Origin of the sequence: Lactobacillus sp. wkB8, from assembly GCF_000761135.1 — a bacterium.
Lineage (GTDB): Bacteria > Bacillota > Bacilli > Lactobacillales > Lactobacillaceae > Lactobacillus > Lactobacillus helsingborgensis.
On the sequence record NZ_CP009531.1, the window covers coordinates 459,140 to 482,500 of the forward strand.

Annotated in this window: 23 protein-coding genes and 2 rRNA genes (1 of these 25 running past the window's edge); 18 read left to right on the forward strand and 7 right to left on the reverse strand. The window is 38.9% G+C overall.

What is annotated here, in order from left to right; all coding sequences use genetic code 11:
- The first annotated feature begins 273 nt into the window (after positions 1 to 273).
- From alaS to trxA, 6 genes are all read left to right on the forward strand, one after another.
- Positions 274 to 2,913, forward strand: coding sequence for an alanine--tRNA ligase (alaS, locus tag LACWKB8_RS02195; RefSeq protein WP_038521493.1), 2,640 nt, complete (start codon positions 274 to 276; stop codon positions 2,911 to 2,913).
- Positions 2,914 to 2,965: 52 nt separating this feature from the next.
- A complete protein-coding gene (locus tag LACWKB8_RS02200) occupies positions 2,966 to 3,223 on the forward strand; it encodes an IreB family regulatory phosphoprotein (protein ID WP_038521496.1) in 258 nt (85 codons plus the stop codon).
- Entirely contained in the window at positions 3,223 to 3,651 is a 429-nt protein-coding gene (ruvX, locus tag LACWKB8_RS02205) for a Holliday junction resolvase RuvX (RefSeq protein WP_038521499.1), read from the forward strand. The genes LACWKB8_RS02200 and ruvX overlap by 1 nt, the downstream gene beginning before the upstream one ends.
- 1 nt (position 3,652) lies before the next feature.
- Complete coding sequence (locus LACWKB8_RS02210; protein WP_038521502.1) at positions 3,653 to 3,958, forward strand: DUF1292 domain-containing protein; 306 nt, start codon at positions 3,653 to 3,655, stop codon at positions 3,956 to 3,958.
- A gap of 54 nt (positions 3,959 to 4,012) precedes the next feature.
- Positions 4,013 to 6,367, forward strand: a complete 2,355-nt coding sequence (locus LACWKB8_RS02215; RefSeq protein WP_038521504.1) for an endonuclease MutS2 — start codon at positions 4,013 to 4,015, stop codon at positions 6,365 to 6,367.
- Positions 6,368 to 6,452: 85 nt separating this feature from the next.
- Positions 6,453 to 6,764: a thioredoxin gene (gene trxA / locus LACWKB8_RS02220; protein ID WP_034980713.1), complete on the forward strand. Its 312-nt coding sequence runs from the start codon at positions 6,453 to 6,455 to the stop codon at positions 6,762 to 6,764.
- Between the two features lie 27 nt (positions 6,765 to 6,791).
- Here trxA and mscL read toward each other — a convergent pair whose 3' ends face one another.
- Both mscL and LACWKB8_RS02230 read right to left on the reverse strand, forming a co-directional pair.
- On the reverse strand, positions 6,792 to 7,163 hold the full coding sequence (gene mscL / locus LACWKB8_RS02225; protein WP_038521509.1) for a large-conductance mechanosensitive channel protein MscL: 372 nt from the start codon (positions 7,161 to 7,163) through the stop codon (positions 6,792 to 6,794).
- Positions 7,164 to 7,235: 72 nt separating this feature from the next.
- A complete protein-coding gene (locus tag LACWKB8_RS02230; RefSeq protein WP_038524923.1) occupies positions 7,236 to 7,640 on the reverse strand; it encodes a YslB family protein in 405 nt (134 codons plus the stop codon).
- Positions 7,641 to 7,720: 80 nt separating this feature from the next.
- Here LACWKB8_RS02230 and murI point away from each other — a divergent pair, with 80 nt between their 5' ends.
- A complete protein-coding gene (gene murI / locus LACWKB8_RS02235; protein WP_038521512.1) occupies positions 7,721 to 8,509 on the forward strand; it encodes a glutamate racemase in 789 nt (262 codons plus the stop codon).
- A 16-nt stretch (positions 8,510 to 8,525) separates the two neighbouring features.
- Positions 8,526 to 9,140, forward strand: a complete 615-nt coding sequence (locus LACWKB8_RS02240; RefSeq protein ID WP_038521514.1) for an XTP/dITP diphosphatase — start codon at positions 8,526 to 8,528, stop codon at positions 9,138 to 9,140.
- Between the two features lie 141 nt (positions 9,141 to 9,281).
- On the opposite strand, the gene LACWKB8_RS02245 is transcribed toward LACWKB8_RS02240, so the two are convergent.
- Positions 9,282 to 10,097, reverse strand: a complete 816-nt coding sequence (locus tag LACWKB8_RS02245; RefSeq protein WP_038521516.1) for a mechanosensitive ion channel family protein — start codon at positions 10,095 to 10,097, stop codon at positions 9,282 to 9,284.
- A gap of 111 nt (positions 10,098 to 10,208) precedes the next feature.
- On the opposite strand from LACWKB8_RS02245, the gene LACWKB8_RS02250 reads away from it, so the two are divergent.
- Together LACWKB8_RS02250 and LACWKB8_RS02255 are read left to right on the forward strand one after the other, a co-directional pair.
- Positions 10,209 to 10,634 carry a DUF948 domain-containing protein gene (locus tag LACWKB8_RS02250; RefSeq protein ID WP_038521519.1) on the forward strand — a complete coding sequence of 142 codons (426 nt, stop codon included), beginning with the start codon at positions 10,209 to 10,211 and terminating at the stop codon, positions 10,632 to 10,634.
- Between the two features lie 18 nt (positions 10,635 to 10,652).
- Positions 10,653 to 11,069 (forward strand): hypothetical protein, encoded by a 417-nt coding sequence (locus tag LACWKB8_RS02255; protein WP_052059636.1) that lies wholly within the window; start codon positions 10,653 to 10,655, stop codon positions 11,067 to 11,069.
- Between the two features lie 75 nt (positions 11,070 to 11,144).
- On the opposite strand, the gene LACWKB8_RS02260 is transcribed toward LACWKB8_RS02255, so the two are convergent.
- Positions 11,145 to 12,245: an aminopeptidase P family protein gene (locus tag LACWKB8_RS02260; protein WP_038521522.1), complete on the reverse strand. Its 1,101-nt coding sequence runs from the start codon at positions 12,243 to 12,245 to the stop codon at positions 11,145 to 11,147.
- A gap of 152 nt (positions 12,246 to 12,397) precedes the next feature.
- Here LACWKB8_RS02260 and LACWKB8_RS02265 point away from each other — a divergent pair, with 152 nt between their 5' ends.
- Positions 12,398 to 13,399: a substrate-binding domain-containing protein gene (locus LACWKB8_RS02265; RefSeq protein ID WP_038521525.1), complete on the forward strand. Its 1,002-nt coding sequence runs from the start codon at positions 12,398 to 12,400 to the stop codon at positions 13,397 to 13,399.
- 31 nt (positions 13,400 to 13,430) lie between these two features.
- Here the strand turns inward: LACWKB8_RS02265 and LACWKB8_RS02270 are convergent, their stop codons facing one another.
- A complete protein-coding gene (locus LACWKB8_RS02270; RefSeq protein WP_038521528.1) occupies positions 13,431 to 14,819 on the reverse strand; it encodes a glycerophosphodiester phosphodiesterase in 1,389 nt (462 codons plus the stop codon).
- A gap of 85 nt (positions 14,820 to 14,904) precedes the next feature.
- On the opposite strand from LACWKB8_RS02270, the gene LACWKB8_RS02275 reads away from it, so the two are divergent.
- The 5 genes from LACWKB8_RS02275 to LACWKB8_RS02295 are packed head-to-tail and all read left to right on the forward strand — an operon-like array spanning position 14,905 to position 18,579.
- A complete protein-coding gene (locus LACWKB8_RS02275; protein WP_038521531.1) occupies positions 14,905 to 15,237 on the forward strand; it encodes a hypothetical protein in 333 nt (110 codons plus the stop codon).
- 7 nt (positions 15,238 to 15,244) lie between these two features.
- On the forward strand, positions 15,245 to 16,636 hold the full coding sequence (locus tag LACWKB8_RS02280; protein WP_038521534.1) for a bifunctional UDP-sugar hydrolase/5'-nucleotidase: 1,392 nt from the start codon (positions 15,245 to 15,247) through the stop codon (positions 16,634 to 16,636).
- Entirely contained in the window at positions 16,620 to 17,198 is a 579-nt protein-coding gene (locus LACWKB8_RS02285; protein WP_038521536.1) for a YutD family protein, read from the forward strand. Before LACWKB8_RS02280 ends, LACWKB8_RS02285 begins: the two co-directional genes overlap by 17 nt.
- Positions 17,198 to 17,974 (forward strand): TIGR01457 family HAD-type hydrolase, encoded by a 777-nt coding sequence (locus tag LACWKB8_RS02290; RefSeq protein WP_038521540.1) that lies wholly within the window; start codon positions 17,198 to 17,200, stop codon positions 17,972 to 17,974. The genes LACWKB8_RS02285 and LACWKB8_RS02290 overlap by 1 nt, the downstream gene beginning before the upstream one ends.
- Positions 17,971 to 18,579: a TIGR01906 family membrane protein gene (locus tag LACWKB8_RS02295; RefSeq protein ID WP_038521542.1), complete on the forward strand. Its 609-nt coding sequence runs from the start codon at positions 17,971 to 17,973 to the stop codon at positions 18,577 to 18,579. Before LACWKB8_RS02290 ends, LACWKB8_RS02295 begins: the two co-directional genes overlap by 4 nt.
- Before the next feature lie 11 nt (positions 18,580 to 18,590).
- Here LACWKB8_RS02295 and LACWKB8_RS02300 read toward each other — a convergent pair whose 3' ends face one another.
- A complete protein-coding gene (locus LACWKB8_RS02300; RefSeq protein ID WP_038521545.1) occupies positions 18,591 to 19,241 on the reverse strand; it encodes a VTT domain-containing protein in 651 nt (216 codons plus the stop codon).
- A gap of 10 nt (positions 19,242 to 19,251) precedes the next feature.
- Entirely contained in the window at positions 19,252 to 20,211 is a 960-nt protein-coding gene (locus LACWKB8_RS02305) for an NAD(P)/FAD-dependent oxidoreductase (RefSeq protein WP_082229318.1), read from the reverse strand.
- Positions 20,212 to 20,678: 467 nt separating this feature from the next.
- Between LACWKB8_RS02305 and LACWKB8_RS02310 the strand changes: the two genes are divergently transcribed.
- Positions 20,679 to 22,244 (forward strand): 16S ribosomal RNA (locus LACWKB8_RS02310).
- Between the two features lie 218 nt (positions 22,245 to 22,462).
- A 23S ribosomal RNA gene (locus LACWKB8_RS02315) occupies positions 22,463 to 23,361 on the forward strand; it runs 2,010 nt beyond the window's last position.
- The 16S and 23S rRNA genes sit together here, the layout of an rRNA operon.

Consider the following 23,361-nt stretch of genomic DNA (forward strand, 5'->3'; position numbering starts at 1 on the left):
AACTTAGTATAAATTGCCCAGTTATTGACAAAAACTGTGCAAGTAGTACAATTACTGTTAACTTAAGATATGTTTTTTAAGATTTGCAGTTCAAAGAGAGAATCGTCTGGTGAAAAAGATTTACTGTTACTTAAAAAATGCTCCTTAAAGTTCAACAAATAAAAATAATTAAGAGGTAACAAACACTGTTGCAATTGAGGTGGTACCGCGTTTAAAGGCGTCCTTAAAGTAAGCAACGGTGTTTTTATTTTGGCAAAAAGGGAGATATATTTGATGAAGAAACTGACAAGTTCAGAATTTAGACAAATGTTTTTGGATTTCTTCAAGCAGCACGGACACATGGTATTGCCGAGTCAATCTTTAATCCCACAAGATGACCCAACTTTGCTGTGGATAAACTCTGGTGTAGCAACCATGAAGAAATATTTTGACGGTTCTGTAGTCCCTAAGAATCACCGGATTACCAGTTCACAGAAGTCCATTAGAACCAATGATATTGAAAATGTGGGTAAAACTGCCAGACACCAAACCTTTTTTGAAATGTTGGGTAACTTTTCAGTTGGAGATTATTTCAAAAAAGAAGCGATTACTTGGGCTTGGGAATTTTTGACGAGTCCAGACTGGCTTGATTTAGATCAGGAAAAGCTATACTGCACGGTTTATCCTAAAGACACCGAAGCGTACAAAATTTGGTTGGAAGTTGGGATGCCCGAAGATCATATTGTTAAGCTGGAAGAAAATTTCTGGGATATTGGTGAAGGTCCTTGCGGTCCTGATTCCGAAATCTTTTATGACCGTGGTCAAGAAAATAATGACGTGGCAGAAGATGATCCCGAAAACTTCCCTGGTGGTGAAAATGCTCGTTATTTGGAAATTTGGAATATCGTCTTTTCACAATACAATCACTTGGCAAATGGCAAGTATGTTGATCAACCGCATAAGAATATTGATACCGGTATGGGCTTAGAGCGTGTTTTGTCTATTTTGCAGGATGCACCAACTAACTTTGAAACTGACCTCTTTTTGCCAATTATTCATGAAACTGAAAAAATGGCAGCAGGCAAAAAATATGGCACTAATAATGCCGATACTACTGCTTTCAAGATTATTGCCGATCACGTCCGTACTGTTAGTTTCGCTATTGCTGATGGGGCTTTGCCATCAAATACAGGTCGGGGCTACGTTTTGCGGCGTTTAATTCGCAGGGCAGATTTAAATGGTCAAAGGTTGGGCATTAAAGGTGCTTTTCTCTACAAATTGGTGCCAGTAGTCGGCAAAATTATGGAGAGTCACTATCCAGAAGTTACTAATCAAAAAGACTTTATTGCCAAGGTAATTAAAAATGAAGAAGAAAGATTTCAACTGACACTTGAATCCGGCTTGTCTCTGCTAAATGACTTAATTGTCAAAGCGCAGAATTCAAATGATAAGACCATCTCTGGTAAAGACGCCTTTAAATTATTTGATACTTACGGCTTCCCTTACGAACTTACATTTGAAACTGCCCAAGATGCAGGTTTAAAAGTTGATCAAAAAGGTTTTGATGCCGAAATGGCTGCTCAAAAAGAACGTGCCCGTAAAGCTCGGGGCAATCTGCAATCAATGAGCTCTCAAGATGCAACTTTGATGAATTTAAAGGACAAGTCAGAATTTGAATATGGCGTTTATGAAGAAAAACATGCCAAATTAACTGATATTATAGTCAATGACCAATTAGTTGATAAAGCTGATGGCGACAATGCTGTTTTAATTTTTGATAAAACTCCATTTTATGGTGAACGTGGTGGTCAGGTTGCCGATCACGGCAATATTTATGACCAAGAAGGAGAACTTGTAGCCCAGGTAACTGATGTGCAACATGCGCCAAATGACCAGAACATGCATTTTGTTGACGTGATTTTACCATTGAAAAAGGGTGAAGAATATACATTAAAAATTGACCGGGTTCGCCGTGAGGGTTTGCGCCATTCACATACTGCTACTCACTTATTACATGCAGCACTTAGAAGCGTCTTAGGTGAGCATACTCATCAAGCCGGCAGTTTAGTTGAACCTGATTATCTGCGTTTCGATTTTACAGCTGTTGAACCAATGACAGATAAGGAAATTAAATCGGTTGAAAATCTGGTAAATCAAAAAATCTGGGCTGCAATAGAAGTTCAAACAACGATTACCGATCCAGAAAATGGTAGAAAAATGGGTGCGCTGGCATTATTTGATGGCAAATACGGTGATAAAGTCCGGGTTGTCCAAATGGCAGATTTTTCAATTGAATTTTGCGGTGGTACGCATTGCGCTAATACTAATCAAATCGGTATTTTCAAGATTATTTCCGAATCAGCTATTGGTGCGGGGATGAGAAGAATTGAAGCTGTCGTTTCTAAAAAGGCGTATGAATACCTGGCTAATAGATCAGAACTGTTAGATGAGATACAGGCAGAAGTAAAATCAACTAAGCCTGAAGATATTATTGATAAAGTTGATTCTCTTGAAAAAGACTTGCATGATAGTCAAAAGCTGGTTGAAGATTTGAACTTGCAAATTAATCAAAGCAAAGCCAACTCTATCTTTAATAACGTAGAGCAAGCAGGAGATTTAAGTGTGATTGCGCAAGAGGTTGATGCAAACAGTATGAAAGATTTGCGTGAGTTTGCTGATACTTGGAAGAACAGTAATAAATCTGATGTGCTTGTCTTGGCAAGTGCTAGCGCGGGTAAGGCTAATATGATTATTAGCTTGAAAGAAAAAGCACTAGCAAAGGGGCTTAAAGCAGGAGACTTGATTAAGCAAGTTGCGCCAATCTTTGGTGGCGGCGGAGGTGGTCGTCCTGATATGGCACAAGCAGGTGGTAAAAAACCTGAGGGTCTTAAAAATGCTATTCAGACAGTAATCACAGCGATATCAAAAAATTAATTGATTGAGTTTGTACTATTTTTCAAGTAAAATTATGCTAGGAGGAATGATTATGAGTTCGCTAGATAAAACGATGCATTTTGACTTTAATGAAAATAAAGGCAAAAATGTGCATGATACTTTGCAGGACGTTTATAATGCTTTAGAAGAAAAAGGTTATAATCCAGTTAACCAAATTGTTGGTTACCTGTTGTCTGGCGATCCAGCTTATATTCCACGGCATAATGATGCTCGTAATTTAATTTTGAAGCACGAACGCGATGAAATTATTGAAGAGCTTGTCAAAAATTATCTTGGAAAAGATAAATAATGCGACTAGTTGGTTTAGATGTTGGGTCAAAGACAGTAGGTGTTGCGGTCAGTGATGAATTAGGTATTACTGCGCAAATGCTTGAAACTATTCCTATTGATGAAACGCGTTATAATTTTGGTATGCGTGCAATTAAAAAAATTGTGCGTCAATATGAGCCAGAGGGCTTTGTCTTAGGTCTACCTAAAAACATGGATGGGTCTTCTGGACACTCTGTTTTAAGGAGTAAGAACTACGGTAAACGCTTAGAGCAAAAATTTGGGTTGCCGGTTTATTATTCCGATGAACGTTTAACAACAGTTGAATCAGAACGGGTTTTAGTTGAAGAAGCTGGCATGCATAACCGTCATCAGCGCAAAAAAGTAGTAGACCAAATGGCTGCTGTTTTGATTCTGCAAAACTATTTGGATCTAAACCGAAAGGATTAATATGGCACAAGATATTAACGGCGATGACCGTCAAATTACCTTGATCGATGATCAGGGTAACGAAGAAATATATGAAATTTTATTCACATTTCATTCAGATGACTACGATAAATCATACATACTGCTGTATCCAGCAGCTGCTGATGATGAAGATGAAATTGAAGTTTTAGCCTTCAGCTATGATGCAGATTCTGCAGGAGATGTAACCAGTAGCGACTTGCATGAGATTGAAGCAGATGATGAATGGAACATGGTTCAAGGTGTATTGAATACATTTTTGGACGATGATCGCTTAAGTGGAGAATAACAAAAAGACTGGCCAAGCCAGCCTTTTTTATTCAAGATAATAAATAGAGAACTAATGAATGATAAAATATTAAAAACTTTAGAATTTGCAAAAATTACTGAGCAATTAAAGCAGCTGGCTATAACCAGACCAGCGAAAATGAAAGCAATAAATCTTGTTCCCAGTAGTGATTTTGCTCAAGTTGAACTGGCATTAAAGCAGACACTCGCAGGTGCAGATATATTGCGGATTAAGGGGCAATTACCTTTAACAGATTTTACTGATGTCAGACCTAGTACTAAGCGCTTACGGATTAAAGCAAACCTAAATGCTAAAGAATTAGGTAATTTATTATTGGTTTTAGCATTGGCAAATGAAATTAACGAATTTTTTACTAATACTGATGCAGAAAAATTAGATTTAACGGTAATCAGTCCAATATTAGCGCAACTAGAAGTACCGCAGTCTTTATATGCTACGCTTAACCGTTCACTTGATTTTGATGGGGAAGTGCTTGACGCTGCATCAAGTGAGCTGTCTCATTTGCGTCATGAACTAAAAAGAAACGATGCAGAAATCAAAGACAGAATGGATGGCTACATCAAGGGCAGCAGTAGCAAATATTTATCCGAACAGATTGTGACGATTAGGGATGAACGCTATGTTATTCCGGTTAAGCAAGAGTATCGTAATAAATTTGGCGGCGTTGTCCATGACCAAAGTGCCAGTGGACAAACATTATTTATTGAGCCCAGTGCTGTTTTAAACCTTAATAACCGCCAGCAAAATCTCTTGGCAAAAGAAAGAAGAGAAATTAATCGTATCCTGCATCATTTATCTGATCTGGCTCGCGTTGAAGTTGATAATATTGATAATATTGCTGCCGGCTTAGTTAAATTAGATTTTATTCAGGCTAAAGCAAGATTGGCTCAAAGTATGAGAGCAACCGAACCAAGACTAACTCGTGATCAATCTTTGTCGTTTTTGCAGGCGCGACACCCCCTAATTAATCCCAAAACGGTAGTAGCAAATGACATTCGCTTAGGCGAAGATTTTGATACTATTTTAATCACGGGGCCTAATACTGGCGGTAAGACTATTACCTTAAAGACAGTTGGTATTTTACAACTAATGGCGCAGTCTGGTCTTTTCATTCCAGCTGCAGAGGGCAGTAAAGCAGGTATTTTTAAGGATATTTGTGCTGATATCGGGGATGAACAATCTATTGAGCAGTCATTAAGTACTTTTTCTTCACACATTAACGGTATTGTTAAAATTATGAAAAAAGTAGACGCCAAAACTCTGGTCTTAATAGATGAAATCGGTGCTGGAACAGATCCAGAAGAAGGTGCAAGCCTTGCAATTAGTATTTTAGATTTTTTACGCCAGCGAAAAGCCAAGATTATTGTTACCACGCACTATCCTGAACTAAAATTATATGGTTATAACCGTGAAAGAACGACCAACGCATCAATGGAATTTGATCTAAAAACTTTGTCTCCGACCTACCGTTTACAGATTGGTATTCCTGGTCATAGTAACGCTTTTGCAATTGCACGTAGACTTGGTATGCGTGAAGATGTTGTTAAAAAAGCTCAAGGGCTAATGAGTGACCAAAATGTTGATATTAATCAGATGATTACTGAATTAACCAAACAGACCAAAGCGGCAACGGATGCGCATAACCATTTAGCAACCAGCCTTGATCGGGCGCAAAAGCTGGAATTAAAACTTGAGCAGGCGCTTGATTGGTATAATCAACGTGTACAAAAGCAGTTGGAATTTGCGCAGGAAAGAGCTAACGAAGTAGTAGCCAAAAGTCGCAAAAAAGCTGATAAAATTATAGCGCAGCTTGAACAGCAAAAGGGGAATGTGAAGCAAAACGAGATAATTGCAGCCAAAGGTGAATTTAATCAGCTTGAACGGCAAAACGAAAACCTGGCCCATAATCGGGTGTTACAACGTGAAAAAAGACGGCATCATGTTAACGTGGGTGATCAAGTAAAGGTCTTGTCTTACGGACAGACTGGCACGATTACTAAAAAATTAGCTGAACATGAATATGAAGTGCAGATGGGGATCATCAAGGTTAAAGTTAGTGATCGTGATATTGAAAAGATTGGCCCGCAGCAAAAGTCACAATCTAAGCCAAAGGTGCGCGCTGTCAGCGCCAGCAGGCGCAGTAATATTAGAAGCGAGCTTGACTTGCGCGGTCAGCGTTATGATGAAGCAATGACCAACTTAGACCGCTACATTGATTCAGCCTTATTGTCTGGACTAGATGTTGTGACAATTATTCATGGTATTGGCACAGGGGCCATTAGAAAAGGTGTCTGGCAATATTTAAAGACAAGTAAACACGTTAAGAGCTACAATTATGCCCCGGCAAATGAAGGTGGCAATGGTGCAACCATAGTTCATTTGCAGTAAATTGCTTTACTTGTAAAAAGTAAGTCTACTTGCTATAATGAAAATATCAATAGATAAAAATATTTTCCTTAAAGGAGGTTTTTTCATGGTTGATGAACTTACAGATCAGAACTTTGAAGAAGAAACAAAAGACGGTGTCGTTTTAACAGACTTTTGGGCAACTTGGTGTGGTCCATGTAAAATGCAATCACCAGTAGTTGATGAATTAGCTGAGGAGCGCCAAGACGTCAAGTTTACTAAGATGGATGTTGACCAAAATAAAGAAGTACCTAGTTCTTTAGGGGTCATGGCTATTCCTACTTTGTTGATCAAGAAGAATGGTGAAATTGTTGACCGTATTACCGGTTATACCCCTAAGGCAAAACTTAGTCAGATTTTAGATCAATATACTAAATAAAAAATTCCTGCAAATGCAGGAATTTTTTTAATTGCTTTTTTCTTTTAATAAGTCGCGGATTTCTTTAAGGTAATCTTCTGCAGACGGACCAGCTGGTTGTTTTTGGTCATTATGCCTCATTACTTTATTGACAGCTTTAACTAGCAAAAAGACAATAAAAGCAATAATTATAAAGTTAATGACTGTATTGATAAATTCACCATACCTAAAGGTGGCTCCACCTGCTTTAAATACCAAGTTGGAGAGATCTATTTTTCCGATAAATAAACCTAAAAGTGGATTGATCAAATTGTTTACCAATGAATTAACAATGTTGGTAAAAGCACCACCAATAATTACACCAACGGCTAAATCAATAACATTGCCACGTTCAATAAATTCTTTAAATTCTCTTAGCATCTTATTTCCTCCATTCCTACTTTAATAATATTGCAAAAATGGTAAAAAACTAAATTATTTGTTTTTGAGAATTTAATCAAATTTTGCCAGCAATTTTACTTCTTTTTTGCGGTCATCTATTTTTATTTCACATTCGGTTGTGCGCCCGGTTTCCTTTTGTATTGCTTCGGCAACTATTCCAGCTTCTAAGGAAAACTCCTGACTGCCACTATTAATGCGGTCCGTGACGCTTTGACCTGTTAATTTGAAAACTTCTTCATTGCGATGGGTTTTGGTCTTTTCCAATAAGCCAAATTCGGCAGTATTAAAAAAGCTAACCACATCTTCAAATGACAATAAGTCATATTTTCGGGCAATACGCTTGCCACCCCAATAAAGAATAGCATCATTATCTGTGCCTAAAATAGTAGGTAATAAGAAGTCGCGGTATAGTTGATTAACAAAATATACGTGTTCATGTTGGTTATTGTCTTGCATAAAGAAATTCATCCCTTTTATTTTCTTTTATTTTACCGTAAAATTGATTGAAGTATAAATTATTTAGGGAGACTTTTATTATGGATAATCGACCAATTGGCTTGCTGGATTCTGGTGTTGGCGGGTTGACAGTAGTTAAAAAAATTATTGCCAAGATGCCTCATGAATCGACTGTTTTTATTGGTGATAATGCCCATATTCCTTATGGGGACAAGACAAAAGAAGAAATAATTGCCCTAACGACCCAAAGTGTTAAGTTTTTATTAAGTAAAAACGTGAAGTTAATTATATTTGCATGTAATACAGCGACTGCTGTGGCCATGAACTTTATTCAAAAGGAAATTGAGCCCCAAATAATCGGCGTAATCCAGTCGGGTGCGCTGGCAGCAGCAAATACTACCAAAAATAAAAAGGTTGCTGTAGTGGCTACAAAAATGACAGTTGGTTCACATGCTTACCAAAAGGAAATTCAAACACGTGATCCGCAAATAGAGACTATTGAACTAGCTGCTCCTAAAATTGTGCCTTTAATTGAAGCTGATGCGGGCCACAAAGCCTATATGACCGAGCTTAAAAAGACTTTGGCACCGATTATTAATTTGGACTTTGATACCTTAATCTTGGGTTGTACTCATTACCCAATTATTCAAAAAGAATTTGCTCAGTGCTTGAAACCTGATGTTCAAATAATTGATCCGGCAGACCAAGTTGCTCAGTATACGTATAACGTTATGAAAAGAGACCAGCTGTTCTCTACTAACATAGCTGAAGGTAAACACGAATACTTTACAACGGGAAATGTGGCACTGTTTGACGAACTTGGCCGTTTGGTATTGAATGACCAGCAGTTTCAGGCTCAGCAACTTTAGAGAAAGGATCTAAATAATGGAAATCTTATTTGCGACTACTAACAAGGGAAAAGCAACAGAACTGCGTGCAGCTTTTAAGAATGCTGGTATTACTGCCACAATTAAAACTAATGCTGATTTGGATAGACCACCAGTGGTGGAAGAATACGGCACCACTTTTGAGCAAAATGCCAAATTAAAGGCGCACGAATTAGCGGATTATAGTCAAATGCTGACGATAGCTGATGATTCCGGTTTGATGGTTGATGCGCTTGATGGTGCTCCTGGAGTTCATTCTGCCCGCTATGCAGGAATTGAACATAATGATCATAAGAATAATGCTAAACTACTGGCAGAGCTTGGTGGTGTGCCGTTAAAACAGCGGACTGCCAAATTTAACACCACTATTGTCGCATCAAAACCGGGTCATTTTGACCAAGATTTGGTTGTTTCAGGTCAATGTGCTGGTTTGATTTTACCAGCTCCACAAGGTGAAGATGGTTTTGGCTATGATCCACTATTCTTTGTGCCTGAAAAGCAAAAAACTTTTGCGGAAATGACGACAGCGGAAAAAAACAGTTTATCCCATCGCGGTAGAGCAATTTCCCAATTGCTGCAAAAATTACCTGCTTGGCTTGAACAATTTGAATAAAACAAAAGAGCCTGGAAAAATGTTCTTTGAAGTTAACTTAAAACCTTTCACAATTTAAAAAGACCGACAAATCAACGTTTTATTGACGTGATTTGTCAGCCTTTTTAGTTAGGTTAGAGTTTTTTCCCAGGCTCTTTTATTTTATTCTGCTAGGTGAATTTGATTTTTTTGCAAGATTTTCAAATATTGTGTTAAGTATTCATCTTGTACTTCTTTTTCGTAACCGGGTTTAACTTGAAAGTGGACAACATAGTTGACTGTTTGTGCCGTTTGCGCTGTAATGCCCACTATTTTTGGCTCCTGGACTAAAACTTTAATATTGGTACTCAATTTATTATTTATTTGATTAATTAAATCATGAACTTGGGCAAAATCGTTATTGGCCTTAAGCTGAATATTAATATCCAGTCCAATACCACCGTGAGCCAAATTTTGTACGATAGAGATATTGCGGTTGGGGATGTAGATGATAGAGCCGTCTGAACCTTTAAGTCTGGTGGTTCTTAAGCCCAACTGAACTACTACCCCGGTTTGATCATTAATTGAGACGATGTCACCAACGTCGAATTGATCTTCACTTAAGATGAAGAACCCGTTAACTAGGTCACTCACAAATCCTTGAGCTCCCATGCCTAAAGCCAGTGAAAAAATACCAGCACTGGCAAGCAGTGTCCCAATGGGAATGCCCAAAATTGATAAGACGGCAAATAAATAGAAGAAAATCACAGTATATTCGAAAATACTGTTAATTAATGCAGTAACTGTTTGTGTTCTCTTGTTTTGCTTTCTTTTACTATGGTTTAAATAATGATTGATGATTTTTTTACCAATGCAGTCAATTATGTAAAAAACTAATGAAGAAATAGCTAGTTGCCAAAGTATTGTTAGAGCTTGTTCACCAAGCTTGTCCCAATTAAATTTAAAAACACTTTTGTTTATTTGAAATATTTTATTCATAATAACTACCTTCCGTATATGCATATTAACTATAACAAAATATGACATATAGATTGAGATTAAAGCATTTTCATGCTAGACTTTTTTTAGGTATAGAATTGGAGGTAAAAGATGGAATTATCTTATGGTGCATTAGCGGGGCTCATAGCTGCCATTGCATTTTTAATTTTAGTACTTTTCACAATTCCAGTGCTTATACGTGCCGCAAATGCGACTAGAGAAGCAGATAAGACGATCCAAAGTGCTAACGAGTCAATCCAGCAAGTCGCTAAAGACGTAGATGAATTGCTTCATCAAACGGGAGATTTACTGGACAAAACCAATGTCTTGTTAGCAGATGTCAATGTTAAAATGAAAACTATTGATCCTGTTGTGCAGGCAGCAGCTGATTTAGGCGAAAGCGTTTCGGATGTTAACACCTCTACCAGAAAGATGGCAAAACGTTTCAGTAATTTTCATTGGAAACGTAACGGATTGATGTCATCAGCTTTAGCATCGGCGTTTGCACGGCATAAGCGGCGTAAAGGTGAAGATTAAGTAAAAGGAGTTACTTTTATGAAAAAGTTTGCAAGTTTTGTATTGGGAACCATTGTTGGAAGTGCGGCAGGATTTCTTGCCGGTTCATTTTTAGTTAGTGATGACCAAATTGATGAATTAAAGAAAAAAGTTAAGGACAATGAAACCGTTCAAGACTTAAAGAAGAAATATGATAACGGTACTGAAGTTGTGAAAAACCAACTGGCTTCATTCCCTAAGAATGTTGAGGATGATTCAGAATTAAAGGATTTTGATGATATCGTCATTGATAATTCGAAGGATGAAGATTTAAAGAATAAAGATCATGCTAAAGATGTAGCTGAAGATTTACATCATGCTGAAGCTCCAGATAATTTAAATCATCCCGAACCTCCGAAGCCTGAAAGACCGGAAGACTCAGCTGACGCACCAGCAGATCCATTTGACAGACCATAAACAATTATTTATTAAAATGGCACTAGCAGATTGATATTTCTGTTAGTGCCATTTTTTTGTAACAAAATTGCTGTTTTACAAAGGCAAAATCTTTAGCTCTTTACTGGTATGAGTAAATGGTTCATAGCCGTTTTTAGTTACAACACCACAATCTTCGATTCTAACACCTGCTACATTTGGAATATAAATTCCTGGTTCGATTGAGAAACACATGCCTTCTTCAATAATTAGATCATTACCTTGAACGATTGACGGGTATTCATGCACTTCTTTGCCAATTCCGTGACCCAGACGGTGAATAAAGTACTCGCCATAACCAGCTTTAGTAATAATATCACGCGCAACACTGTCAAGCTCTGAGGCAGTCATTCCTGGTCTGACAGCATCAATTGCAGCTTGTTGGGCTTCGCGATCAATTTCATAGATTTCCTTTTCTTTGGCTGATGGTTCACCATAGGCAACTGTTCTGCTGGCGTCAGAAGCATAACCGTTATGCATAGTACCCAGATCAAACAATACAAGTTCGTTAGGCTTAACTTTGTTCATAGTAGGACCTAAATGAGGATTAGCAGCGTTTGCCCCAGCCTGCACAATTGTTTCAAAACTTTCGTGCATAACTCCCTTTTGAACCTTTAGCTGGTACTCAATTTGTCCAGCGATGTATCTTTCTGTTACACCTGCTTTAATCGCATCAAAACCAATTTGAAATGCAAAGTCGGCTTCACGTCCAGCAGCTTGTAATTGCTTTATTTCTTCTGGAGTTTTGTAAAGGCGAATTTTAGCAACAAAATTAGAAACATCACCATTAAAATTAGCATCAGGAAATTGTGCGTGAATGAGTTGATAATGAGAAACAGACAAATTGTTTTTCTCAAGAGCCCATTTTTGGTAGTTCTTAGTTCTGCCTTTTACCTTGTCGGCGATAATCTCCCAGGGATTTTCTGAATCAAGGTAGCCGTACACATCGCCATTCCAGGCTGAATTTTTGGCTTCTTCAACATTTAATGCAGGAACAAAAACGAAAGGATCTTGATCTTTGAACGCTAAAAGAGCGAAAATCCGCTCGTGTGGTTCCATGTCATATCCAGTAAAGTAAGCAATTGTAGTTGGATTAGAGATATAGGCAACATCGTTATCGGAACTTTGCAGCCATTCTTGTAATTTGGTTAAATTCATAGCTTCTTCCTTCTATTTCAAAATGTATAGTTAATGCAAGTATATCATGTTCTTGACTTGAAAAAATGAAAGAATAGCTGTAAACGTTTGCAATTTTTGAAAAATCATGATAAATTTTATACTAGTAATTGTAAGATGGGGGAACAAAAAGAATGCGTAAACAAGAAATTACAATTTATGATGTTGCTCGTGAGGCTAAAGTCTCAATGGCCACAGTTTCACGAGTGGTTAATGGCAATACCAACGTGCGTAAAGACACACGTGATCGGGTGATGAAAGTAATTAACAGGCTGCATTACCAACCAAATGCTGTGGCACAGGGTCTGGCATCTAAAAGAACAACCACAGTGGGGTTAATTGTACCTGATTTGACTAACCTTTATTTTGCCGAATTGTCAAAAGGTATTGATGATATAGCTCTGCTATACAAATACAATATTATTATTACCAGTATTGAAAACCGCTTAATGAGAGAAGATCAAGCGATTCAAGGTTTACTTAATAAACAAGTAGATGGTGTAATTTACATGTCTGACAATCTGCCTGAGGAAGCAGTTGCTGCTTTTAAACGGACTGATACTCCGGTTGTTTTGGCTGGAACCAAAGACAGTCATAGTGAATTTCCATCAGTTGCCATAGATTACAAAAAAGCAGATACAGAAGCTCTGAACCTGCTTTATAATGACGGCAGGAAGAACTTGGCGCTAGTTATAGGCAACCCAGACACGGTAGTCAATGCCCAAGAAAGAATACCTGCTTATAAAAAGTTCATGAAAGATCATAATTTAGGCGAAGGTCATATTTATTCTAATATTAAGGATCATTCTGACGGCTATAATTTATTGTCACAATTAGAGCAAGATAGTATTGACGGTGTGATCGTAACACGTGATGTTGCTGCGGTAGGCTTACTTAATTCTGCTATTGACGCCGGTAAAAAAGTACCTGATGACCTAGAAATAATTACAGCAAGTGCTACGCAAATTGCTTCGGTTGTGCGTCCGGCGTTAACTGCAGTACGTCAGCCGCTTTATGATATTGGTGCAGTTGCCATGAGAATGTTAACTAAACTCATGAATAATGAAGAAGTACCGGAAAAACAAATTGAGCTGCCTTATGAAATATTGAAAAAGCAGAGTACTACAAATGAATAAGACAATTTAGTCACATAAAAAGTGCCGCATGTTAGCCATGCAGCACTTTTTTGCTGGTTATTTTCTGCACCTTTTTTATCTGTTGCAATATATTTAGTGTTTTGCCGGCTTGCAGCGGCAAGTATGCTGTTAATGCAATATTGGAATAACGGCTCATGCGTGGTAATTGCCGGTAGTTCTGCCAGCTTGTTTCGCCGAAAAAGCCATAGAAAAGAATATCACGGGCCTTGATCCAACCTAAAGAGGTATAAAGCCACATACTTTTAGGGCTGCCATTAAAATTCTGAATTTTATAAAGAGTATTGATGGGCATAAATTTTTCGGTTTTAGCTTGGTTATCTGGGTAACGATAGATTCGGACATTTTTTTCCGGTTTAGCCAAAATTTGCTTATTTTGATAAGGTGCAATCTCCTCTGGCTTTAGATCCATGTTAACAAACTCTGCCGAGATAAATGTTTGATTGGCAATTTGATAGTAAAGCTGATTATGTGCTCTGACACCGTACATTACTTCGAACTTTTGGCCGGGAAAGACATATTTATTTTGTCTGTCCTGCACATACGGGTTCATCATTGTTTTAGTTTTCTTTTTACCAAAATAGATACCATTGCGGTGAATATCGTATTTTTTGGTGCCTTCTTTAGCTAACTTATACTTAAAGCCGGTACTGGGAAAATTGGTAACAACCCCATCAACGTTTTTATTAATCAGCCACTGCCATAAATCAGGGGATTCATCCATTTCAGTCCACACAAAGACTTGTTTATTTAATTGATGTAGCCAGTGGATCAGCCAAGCATGGTTTAGAATCAGATCAGAAGAAACATTGACGGCATTTACTTGGGGCAAATTGCTGAAGTTCATTCGTTTCAAACTGCCAACGATCAGTATTAAATATGCGTCAGGGATGATTTTGCGGAAATGAAATAAGCTGGCTGCAGAAAAAGAGTGGATCATAACTCTTTTTTCCATATGGTATTTTTTGATTGTTGCTGCGATTTTGTCTTCTAATTCATAAGACGGCTCTAACGAATGATCAATTTTGGTTTCCAAAATAAATTTAGTATTAGGTCGTTTTTGATAGTATTCAAATAACTGTGGTAAACTCAGCACATGTTCGCCATTATCATAGGTAAGTTGGCTAAGTGCCTCCCAGTTATTTTGTGATACAATTGCATGTGTATGGGTCACTCGAAATAAGTCGTCATCATGTGAAATAACTAACTCACCGTCTGCAGAAAGATGAAGGTCAAGTTCGACATAATCGGCTCCTGAATTAAAAGCAGAGTTGTCACTTTGAATGGTTTCTTCAGGATATTTAGTGGGATCTCCTCGGTGTCCAACGACAGTGAAACCACAAGTTGTTATGAATATGATGCTAAAAATGAGAGCCGTAATAATATGGCTTTGATATTTCATGTGTACACCTCTGTTGTTTACTACAATAGCATGGTTGCACATTTTTTGCTATATGTCACAGATTTAATTTATGCGGGGAATATTAATGAATGAACAATATGAGGAATTGGATTTAATTGAAGAAATTGTGCGTAATGATGGCAGCAAGTATTTTGAAATCTCTAATATTGATCAAAATGGCATCGCTGAACTGGCCGCTGATCGGGGAAAGATTAAAAGCGTACGTATCTTACAATTAAATATTCCGCGTACTAAAGCTCTGATTACTTATGAGGAATATATTAATAAGACTTATAAACTTGAAACTTTGACAAATGAAGATGACTGGAAAAATCCCGACTGGGTTGAATGGCAGAAACCAAAAGGCAAAATTTTAGACGCCTATAATATGGTATTAAAATCGAATCAAATAGGATAGAGAAAAAATGGAAAAAATCCGCATCTTACATACTAATGATTTACATTCTCATTTCGAACATTTTCCTAAAATTGGTCGCTACTTAAGAGAAGCACAAAAAGATAAGTCCGTCGACCAGGTTTTTACTTTTGATGCAGGGGATTTTATGGATCGCTCCCATCCATTAACCGATGCCACTTATGGTCAAGCTAATATCAGATTAATGAATAGTTTTCATTACGATGCGATTACTATCGGTAATAATGAAGGCATCTCTAATTCACATGAAGTAGTCGAAAAATTGTTTGATCATGCTAATTTCCCGGTTATTCTGGCTAACTTGCGTGAAGAAGATGGTTCAATGCCGCACTGGGCGATGCAATATAAGATATTAACTACAAAAAAGAAGACGCGTATTGCGCTAATTGGTTTAACCGCAGCTTATCCTCTTTCTTATGAACCTAATCACTGGCACGTTAAAATGCTAAAAGAAACTATGGACGAAGTTTTACCCCAGATTAAAAATCAATATGATGTTTTAATTTTAATAACTCACATTGGTTTAAACATGGATACTTTTTTAGCCAAAAACTATCCTGAAATTGATTTGATTGTTGGGGGTCACAGTCACGACTTATTGCCACACGGTAAAAAAGTCAAAGATGTCTGGATAACGCAAACGGGTAAATGGGGCAATTATGTTGGTAATACCTATGTGGAAATTGATGACAACCATCATGTTAAAAAAATAACCCCACATGTTGAGCCGACAAGCTTGATGAAATCGCATTTAGCCGATGAAGAGACGATTTTAAACTACAGGCAAAAGGGTAAAGAAATTTTGAGCCGCGAGCTTGTCGCTGATTTGCCTGAAAAATTTAATGATGATAAAGAAGCAGCTATTCAAGTTTCCATGAATGCAATTGCAAATTTTGCCGGAACCGATTTGGCTATGTTAAGTTCGGGCTTGTTCTTAACGCCTTTTAAACAGGGTATTTTAACTAAATATGACTTGCAAAAAGCACTGCCACATTCAATGCACGTTGTTCGATCGACATTAAAGGGGAGTGATCTTTGGCGTTTAATTATGGAAATAGAAAAAAACCGGCACTTTTTAGATCATTTTCCATTACAGGGAATGAGTTTTCGGGGAAAAATCTTTGGGCAAATGCACTATAAGGGAATTAAATTTGACCCGATGAGTAGAGTGGTTTTTGTAAATGGTAAAGAGGTTGCCCCTTATCAAGAATATCAAATTGCCGTTTTAGACCATTACGTTTTAGTGCCGTTTTTCCCTACTTTAGCAATTGTGGGCGATAATGATTTTCTTTTTCCGCAATTTTTACGCGAGGTAATTGGCAATTATTTAGCACAAAAATATCCACTGCAAGGAAGTGAAGCAAATGGTAGAGCAAAGTAGCACTAATAAACAAAAAGAAAATAAATTTGAGCAGGAACAACCCTTGCGTCATCCCTTAGCCGCTGTAGCTTGGGATAAGGAACAATTAAAAATCAATAAGCAACTTTACCAAGTAGTTGTCGATAAAGCAGCAGCTTTGGATATTGAGCAATTGCGACGCAAGTATGACCCATATTTGGATCAATACGATTTTATTGTTGGTGATGTTTCCAGTGGGCATTTAAGGTTGAAGGGCTTTTATCAAGATAATGTGCCAACAGCCCTAGACCGTAAAAAACAGACCATTGCTGACTATTTATTAGAGTACTGCAATCCTGGTGGACCTTATTTTATCTTGCAACTTTTGAGCCCCGTGCATCATTATCATAATAGTAAACGTAAAAAGCATCCTAATTCATATAAAAATCGCGGACAAAGTTTGCGCCGGAAAAATTCCAATAAAGCAGTTAAACGTTATCGTGTTCGGCAAAGTCATATAAAAAAGCCTGAAACTGCACCTGTTAGAAAAGAGCATGGCAGTCGCCATTCTTTTGTAATTAAAAAAAGAAAGAGTAGCAAATAGTGAAGAATTACCGTCTATTTTTAATTGATCTTGATGGCACAATTTATCGCGGTAAGGAAACTATTGCCTCAGGAGTTCGTTTTATTAAGCGTTTAGAAGAAGCGCATAAAGACTACCTTTTTTTGACAAATAACACCACGCGAACACCACAAATGGTAGTGGATAAGCTAAAAACTCATGGTGTTGTAACAGATACTGCTCATATTTATACACCATGTATGGCTACCATAAGTTACATTTTAAAATGCCAAAAAAAGCAGACAAATAAAATTGGTGTCTACTTAATTGGTCAGATTGGCCTCTGGCAGGAGTTTATCCAAAATCCTGCATTTGAACTTAATGAAACTAGCCCTGAATATGTGGTGGTAGGGATGGATACCGACTTAACGTATCATAAAATTCAGGTGGCCGTTTCTGCTATTAGAAATGGTGCAACTTTCATTGGTACTAACGCTGATCTTAATTTGCCTAGTGAGAAAGGCTTGATGCCCGGTAATGGTTCGCAGTGCGCTATGATTGCGGCTTCAAGTGGACAAGAGCCTTTTTATATTGGTAAGCCTTCTTCTGTAATTATTGACATGGTTTTAGCCAAATACGGCTGTGCTAAGAGTGATGCGCTGATAGTTGGTGACAACTATGATACTGATATTAAAGCTGGGTTTAACAGTAACGTTGACCAATTGCTGGTTACCACCGGAATAACGAAAGCAGCGGATATTGAAGGGAAAAGACAACCTACTATTTTGACTAATAGTTTGGATCAGGTTGAAATATGAGCAAAAAAAATAATATATTAACTATCATTTATCATTTTATTTTTGCTGTTTCAAGTAGTGTTGTGGTCACGCTGGTTGCGAGCTGGCCCTTATTATTTGTCTTTGTTTTAGTGCAAAAGACTAACAAAACAGTAAATTTGTCGGTCAGTCAGGTGATGCATAATTATAACCAACTGTTGTGGTATTTGACTTGGCCGTTTAAGCACAAATTAAAAATGCAGAATCTGCCAACTTCAAGAATGGCAGCGGAGCATTTTGCCGATGTCAAAAAATTATTTGTTTTAGCAATTGTTGCTTTTATCTGTTGTATAGTAATTTATTTTTGGAGCAAGCATCATAACAAAAAAATATTGCGCTTAGATAAAATTTGGGCTCTATTATTTTTATTAATGCCAGTAGTTGTCTTGCCTTTTGCTTTGGCCAACTTTGACAACTTTTTCATTACTTTTCATCATTTGTTTTTTGCTGGTAGTAATACCTGGTTATTTGACCCCGCAACCGATCCGATTATTAATGTCCTTACTGAGGGCTTTTTTGCCTCATGTTTTGCTATTGCAGGCATTTCTTACGAATTATATTTTGCAAATAAGTTGCTGCAAAGATAAAAAAGGAGTTCTTAGTGGAACTCCTTTTTGTTTGTTATACGTTTTTTTAAGGCGACTATCAAAATTGGCAAGACAGAAATCAAAATAATTGCGATTAGCAACATTGAAAAATGATCTTTTACAAATGGGATGTTACCAAAAAAGGCACCTAACACAGTAAATAATCCACCCCAGATAATTCCACCAACTATGTTATAGAGCGCAAACTTGCCGTAATGCATGCTGCTGCCGCCAGATATGAAGGGAACAAAAGTCCTAATAAAAGGGATAAATCTGCCGATTACAATTGTGATCGGACCGTGGCGGTTAAAGAAATTTTCGGCAGCCGCTCTATTTTTTTGATTAATCAGTTTATTAAACCAATTATGCTTAGACCCTTGTCTAACAGACCATGCGCCAATTTCATAATTACAGGCATCGCCCAACACCGCAGCCGTTAGAACAGCGAAATAAATCCACCAAATATTTAAATTGTATTTAGGGTTCACAGCTAATGAGCTGGCGGCAAAAATGAGAGAATCCCCAGGTAAAAAGGGGAAGATAACTAGTCCAGTTTCAATAAAAATAATGGCAAAGATAATCAAGTATGTCCAGTTCCCGAATTGATTAACTATTTCTATTAAATGGTGATCAATGTGCAGAATAAAATTGATTATTGTCATAAACATCTCCTTAAATGCTGGTTGAATGTATCGTTAAGGTTTTTTCTGGAAAGAGTGTGCGCATAATAGCGGCGACTGCAATTTGTGCCTCACCAAATCCTAGCCCAATAAGCGGCACCCGTTCAGGATAAGTGACTACATCACCAACCGCATAAATACCGGGAATATTAGTTTCCATTGTGCGTGACACTTCTATATGATTGTTAGTTAAATTGACACCCCACTTTTTAACAAATTGGTTATTAGCTCGGAAACCGTAAGCAACGACAATTTGATCAAATTTTGCAGAAATTATGTCGTTACTTCCCATTTCTTTCAAACCAATATTAAGTTGATTATCGCTAAGTTCAATTGATTTGGGAAGATATGGCGTCTTTATTTCAACATTTTTTAAATTTTGTAGTTTTTTGACGTTTGATTCTAAGCCACGAAATACTTTTCTTCTATGTATTAGTTTTATTTTTGTACCTGGCTGGTTTGCCAATTCGATGGCCCAGTCAAGTGCCGAATCGCCGCCGCCAAAGATACCTATTTGCTGATGAGCAAAAGTTTGCGGTTCTTTAACATAGTAGTGAACCTTTTTTTCAATCTCATTATCTACTTTCAACGGCAATTTTTTCGGACTAAAAAATCCTGTGCCAGTCGCAATAATAATGCTTTTAACAATAAAGCTATTATCAATTACAAATTCTTTATTACTTTCGTTAATTGATTCAACGCGATGATTTAGGATAAACTGTGCGTTATGTTCAGCATCTTTTTGCAGATTAGTAATTAATTCTTGGGCTGAAATAGAACTGTAAGCCGGTATATCCAATATTTGTTTAAAAGGATAAAGTAATTTTGGCTGACCTCCTACTTCACTCAGTGATTCAAAAATTACTGTATTTAACCCATGAAGATGAGCAAAATTGGCGCAGAATAATCCAACCGGACCTGCTCCTATAATTGCTAAATCAAATTTTTTTATTTTAAAAACTCCCCTCTAAACCTTGATATGACAACTTTATCATGAAAAAAGAAGTAAGTCACTTTAAGAAATTACAAAAAAGACTTGCAAAAGGGAGAAATAATTGCTAGTATTAATAACTGTCGTCGGGCAATGAGCCGCAAGGCAAGAGGAGCCAAGGGGCGACAAAAAATTCGAGCAAAACCAGTTGACAAAAAGCAACAGGTTTAGTAAGATAATAAACGCTGTCAGGTAAGACGGCAAAAACAAGTCAGAAAAAAGTGCTTGACAAAAGCAATTGAATCTGGCAAAATGAAAAAGCTGTTTTAAAGAAGACAGCAGGTAGTACCTTGAAAACTGAACAATGTTTTCGCAAAAATGTGCGGGTTTAAAGAACCCAAAACAAAAGAGCGAAGTCAATTTCGCAAGCAAATAAATCCGAGATGCGAATCTTGGAACGAATGAGCAAACATTCAAACAAACATTTAAAAAATGAGAGTTTGATCCTGGCTCAGGACGAACGCTGGCGGCGTGCCTAATACATGCAAGTCGAGCGAGCAATTTTGAYRGAATACTTCGGTAGGAAGTCAGAAGCGCGAGCGGCGGATGGGTGAGTAACACGTGGGCAACCTGCCCTTTAGCTTGGGATACCACTTGGAAACAGGTGCTAATACCAAATAAGCAGCACGAGCGCATGCTCRAGCTGAGAAAGGCGGCTTTCGAGCTGTCACTAAAGGATGGGCCCGCGGTGCATTAGCTAGTTGGTAAGGTAACGGCTTACCAAGGCGATGATGCATAGCCGAGTTGAGAGACTGACCGGCCACATTGGGACTGAGACACGGCCCAAACTCCTACGGGAGGCAGCAGTAGGGAATCTTCCACAATGGACGCAAGTCTGATGGAGCAACGCCGCGTGAGTGAAGAAGGTTTTCGGATCGTAAAGCTCTGTTGTTGGTGAAGAAGGACAAGGGTAGTAACTGATTCTTGTTTGACGGTAATCAACCAGAAAGTCACGGCTAACTACGTGCCAGCAGCCGCGGTAATACGTAGGTGGCAAGCGTTGTCCGGATTTATTGGGCGTAAAGCGAACGCAGGCGGGAGAATAAGTCAGCTGTGAAAGCCCCCAGCTTAACTGGGGAACTGCAACTGAAACTATTTTTCTTGAGTGCAGAAGAGGAGAGTGGAACTCCATGTGTAGCGGTGGAATGCGTAGATATATGGAAGAACACCAGTGGCGAAGGCGGCTCTCTGGTCTGTAACTGACGCTGAGGTTCGAAAGCATGGGTAGCGAACAGGATTAGATACCCTGGTAGTCCATGCCGTAAACGATGAGTGCTAAGTGTTGGGAGGYTTCCGCCTCTCAGTGCTGCAGCTAACGCATTAAGCACTCCGCCTGGGGAGTACGACCGCAAGGTTAAAACTCAAAGGAATTGACGGGGGCCCGCACAAGCGGTGGAGCATGTGGTTTAATTCGAAGCAACGCGAAGAACCTTACCAGGTCTTGACATCTAGTGCCAGTCCTAGAGATAGGATGTTTCCTTCGGGAACACTAAGACAGGTGGTGCATGGCTGTCGTCAGCTCGTGTCGTGAGATGTTGGGTTAAGTCCCGCAACGAGCGCAACCCTTATTATTAGTTGCCAGCATTAAGTTGGGCACTCTAATGAGACTGCCGGTGACAAACCGGAGGAAGGTGGGGACGACGTCAAGTCATCATGCCCCTTATGACCTGGGCTACACACGTGCTACAATGGTTAGTACAACGAGCAGCGAACCTGCAAAGGCAAGCGAATCTCTGAAAGCTAATCTCAGTTCGGATTGCACTCTGCAACTCGAGTGCATGAAGCTGGAATCGCTAGTAATCGCGGATCAGCACGCCGCGGTGAATACGTTCCCGGGCCTTGTACACACCGCCCGTCACACCATGAGAGTCTGTAATGCCCAAAGCCGGTAGGATAACCTGCAAAGGAGTCAGCCGTCTAAGGCAGGACAGATGATTAGGGTGAAGTCGTAACAAGGTAGCCGTAGGAGAACCTGCGGCTGGATCACCTCCTTTCTAAGGAAAAGCAAAGGCCGAGGCGGAGAGTAGGAATACTAAGAGAAGCCAAGGCAAGAGCAAGGAAAGCACATGAGTAGCGAAGACATTGTTTAGTTTTGAGGGTAATACCTCAAACGAGTTAGTACATTGAAAACTGAATATAATCCAAGAAAAACCGAGAAACAATCAAAAGAGAACAGATTGCTAAAGAGCGACCGAGAGAGTATCTTGAGTAAGGTCAAGTAAAGAAGGGCGCACGGTGAATGCCTGGGCACAATGAGGCGAAGAAGGACGTGACGAACCACGAAAGGCTTCGGGGAGCGGTAAGTACGCAGAGATCCGGAGATATCCGAATGGGGGAACCCAATGCATGCAGATGCATTACCAAGCGGTGAATAGATAGCCGGTTGGGGCAAGACGCAGTGAACTGAAACATCTAAGTAGCTGCAGGAAGAGAAAGAAAGATCGATTTCCCTAGTAGCGGCGAGCGAAGCGGAAAGAGCCCAAACCAGATGATTTATCATCTGGGGTTGTAGGACTGCAGGAAGGCAGCGCAAAGGATAGCAGAATTATCTGGGAAGGTAAGCCAGAGAGGGTGAGAGCCCCGTAAGCGAAATCCGGAGCGCGCTGAGCAGGATCCTGAGTAGGTCGGGACACGAGGAATCCCGATTGAAGCAGCGAGGACCATCTCGCAAGGCTAAATACTACATTGTGACCGATAGTGAACCAGTACCGTGAGGGAAAGGTGAAAAGAACCCCGGGAGGGGAGTGAAAGAGAACCTGAAACCGTGTGCCTACAAATAGTCAAAGCCCATTAAGGGGTGATGGCGTGCCTTTTGTAGAATGAACCGGCGAGTTACGTTAATTAGCGAGGTTAAGTCAGAAAAGACGGAGCCGGAGCGAAAGCGAGTCTGAAGAGGGCGCGAGAGTTAGTTGATGTAGACCCGAAACCAAGTGACCTACCCATGACCAGGTTGAAGGTGCGGTAAAGCGCACTGGAGGACCGAACCCACGTAAGTTAAAAATTGCGGGGATGAGTTGTGGGTAGCGGTGAAATTCCAAACGAACTTGGAGATAGCTGGTTCTCTCCGAAATAGCTTTAGGGCTAGCCTGGTGCGAGGATGATAATGGAGGT

Excerpts from the sequence above, each read along its gene's own strand:
- alaS (WP_038521493.1), top strand. The coding sequence starts at position 274 with ATGAAGAAACTGACAAGTTCAGAATTTAGACAAATGTTTTTGGATTTC.
- LACWKB8_RS02265 (WP_038521525.1), top strand. The coding sequence starts at position 12,398 with ATGCGTAAACAAGAAATTACAATTTATGATGTTGCTCGTGAGGCTAAA.
- mscL (WP_038521509.1), bottom strand. The coding sequence starts at position 7,163 with ATGCTAAGAGAATTTAAAGAATTTATTGAACGTGGCAATGTTATTGAT.
- LACWKB8_RS02255 (WP_052059636.1), top strand. The coding sequence starts at position 10,653 with ATGAAAAAGTTTGCAAGTTTTGTATTGGGAACCATTGTTGGAAGTGCG.
- LACWKB8_RS02295 (WP_038521542.1), top strand. The coding sequence starts at position 17,971 with ATGAGCAAAAAAAATAATATATTAACTATCATTTATCATTTTATTTTT.
- LACWKB8_RS02280 (WP_038521534.1), top strand. The coding sequence starts at position 15,245 with ATGGAAAAAATCCGCATCTTACATACTAATGATTTACATTCTCATTTC.
- murI (WP_038521512.1), top strand. The coding sequence starts at position 7,721 with ATGGATAATCGACCAATTGGCTTGCTGGATTCTGGTGTTGGCGGGTTG.
- LACWKB8_RS02245 (WP_038521516.1), bottom strand. The coding sequence starts at position 10,097 with ATGAATAAAATATTTCAAATAAACAAAAGTGTTTTTAAATTTAATTGG.
- LACWKB8_RS02270 (WP_038521528.1), bottom strand. The coding sequence starts at position 14,819 with ATGAAATATCAAAGCCATATTATTACGGCTCTCATTTTTAGCATCATA.
- LACWKB8_RS02200 (WP_038521496.1), top strand. The coding sequence starts at position 2,966 with ATGAGTTCGCTAGATAAAACGATGCATTTTGACTTTAATGAAAATAAA.
- ruvX (WP_038521499.1), top strand. The coding sequence starts at position 3,223 with ATGCGACTAGTTGGTTTAGATGTTGGGTCAAAGACAGTAGGTGTTGCG.
- LACWKB8_RS02210 (WP_038521502.1), top strand. The coding sequence starts at position 3,653 with ATGGCACAAGATATTAACGGCGATGACCGTCAAATTACCTTGATCGAT.
- LACWKB8_RS02240 (WP_038521514.1), top strand. The coding sequence starts at position 8,526 with ATGGAAATCTTATTTGCGACTACTAACAAGGGAAAAGCAACAGAACTG.
- LACWKB8_RS02285 (WP_038521536.1), top strand. The coding sequence starts at position 16,620 with ATGGTAGAGCAAAGTAGCACTAATAAACAAAAAGAAAATAAATTTGAG.
- LACWKB8_RS02275 (WP_038521531.1), top strand. The coding sequence starts at position 14,905 with ATGAATGAACAATATGAGGAATTGGATTTAATTGAAGAAATTGTGCGT.
- LACWKB8_RS02215 (WP_038521504.1), top strand. The coding sequence starts at position 4,013 with ATGAATGATAAAATATTAAAAACTTTAGAATTTGCAAAAATTACTGAG.
- LACWKB8_RS02300 (WP_038521545.1), bottom strand. The coding sequence starts at position 19,241 with ATGACAATAATCAATTTTATTCTGCACATTGATCACCATTTAATAGAA.
- LACWKB8_RS02230 (WP_038524923.1), bottom strand. The coding sequence starts at position 7,640 with ATGCAAGACAATAACCAACATGAACACGTATATTTTGTTAATCAACTA.
- trxA (WP_034980713.1), top strand. The coding sequence starts at position 6,453 with ATGGTTGATGAACTTACAGATCAGAACTTTGAAGAAGAAACAAAAGAC.
- LACWKB8_RS02250 (WP_038521519.1), top strand. The coding sequence starts at position 10,209 with ATGGAATTATCTTATGGTGCATTAGCGGGGCTCATAGCTGCCATTGCA.
- LACWKB8_RS02260 (WP_038521522.1), bottom strand. The coding sequence starts at position 12,245 with ATGAATTTAACCAAATTACAAGAATGGCTGCAAAGTTCCGATAACGAT.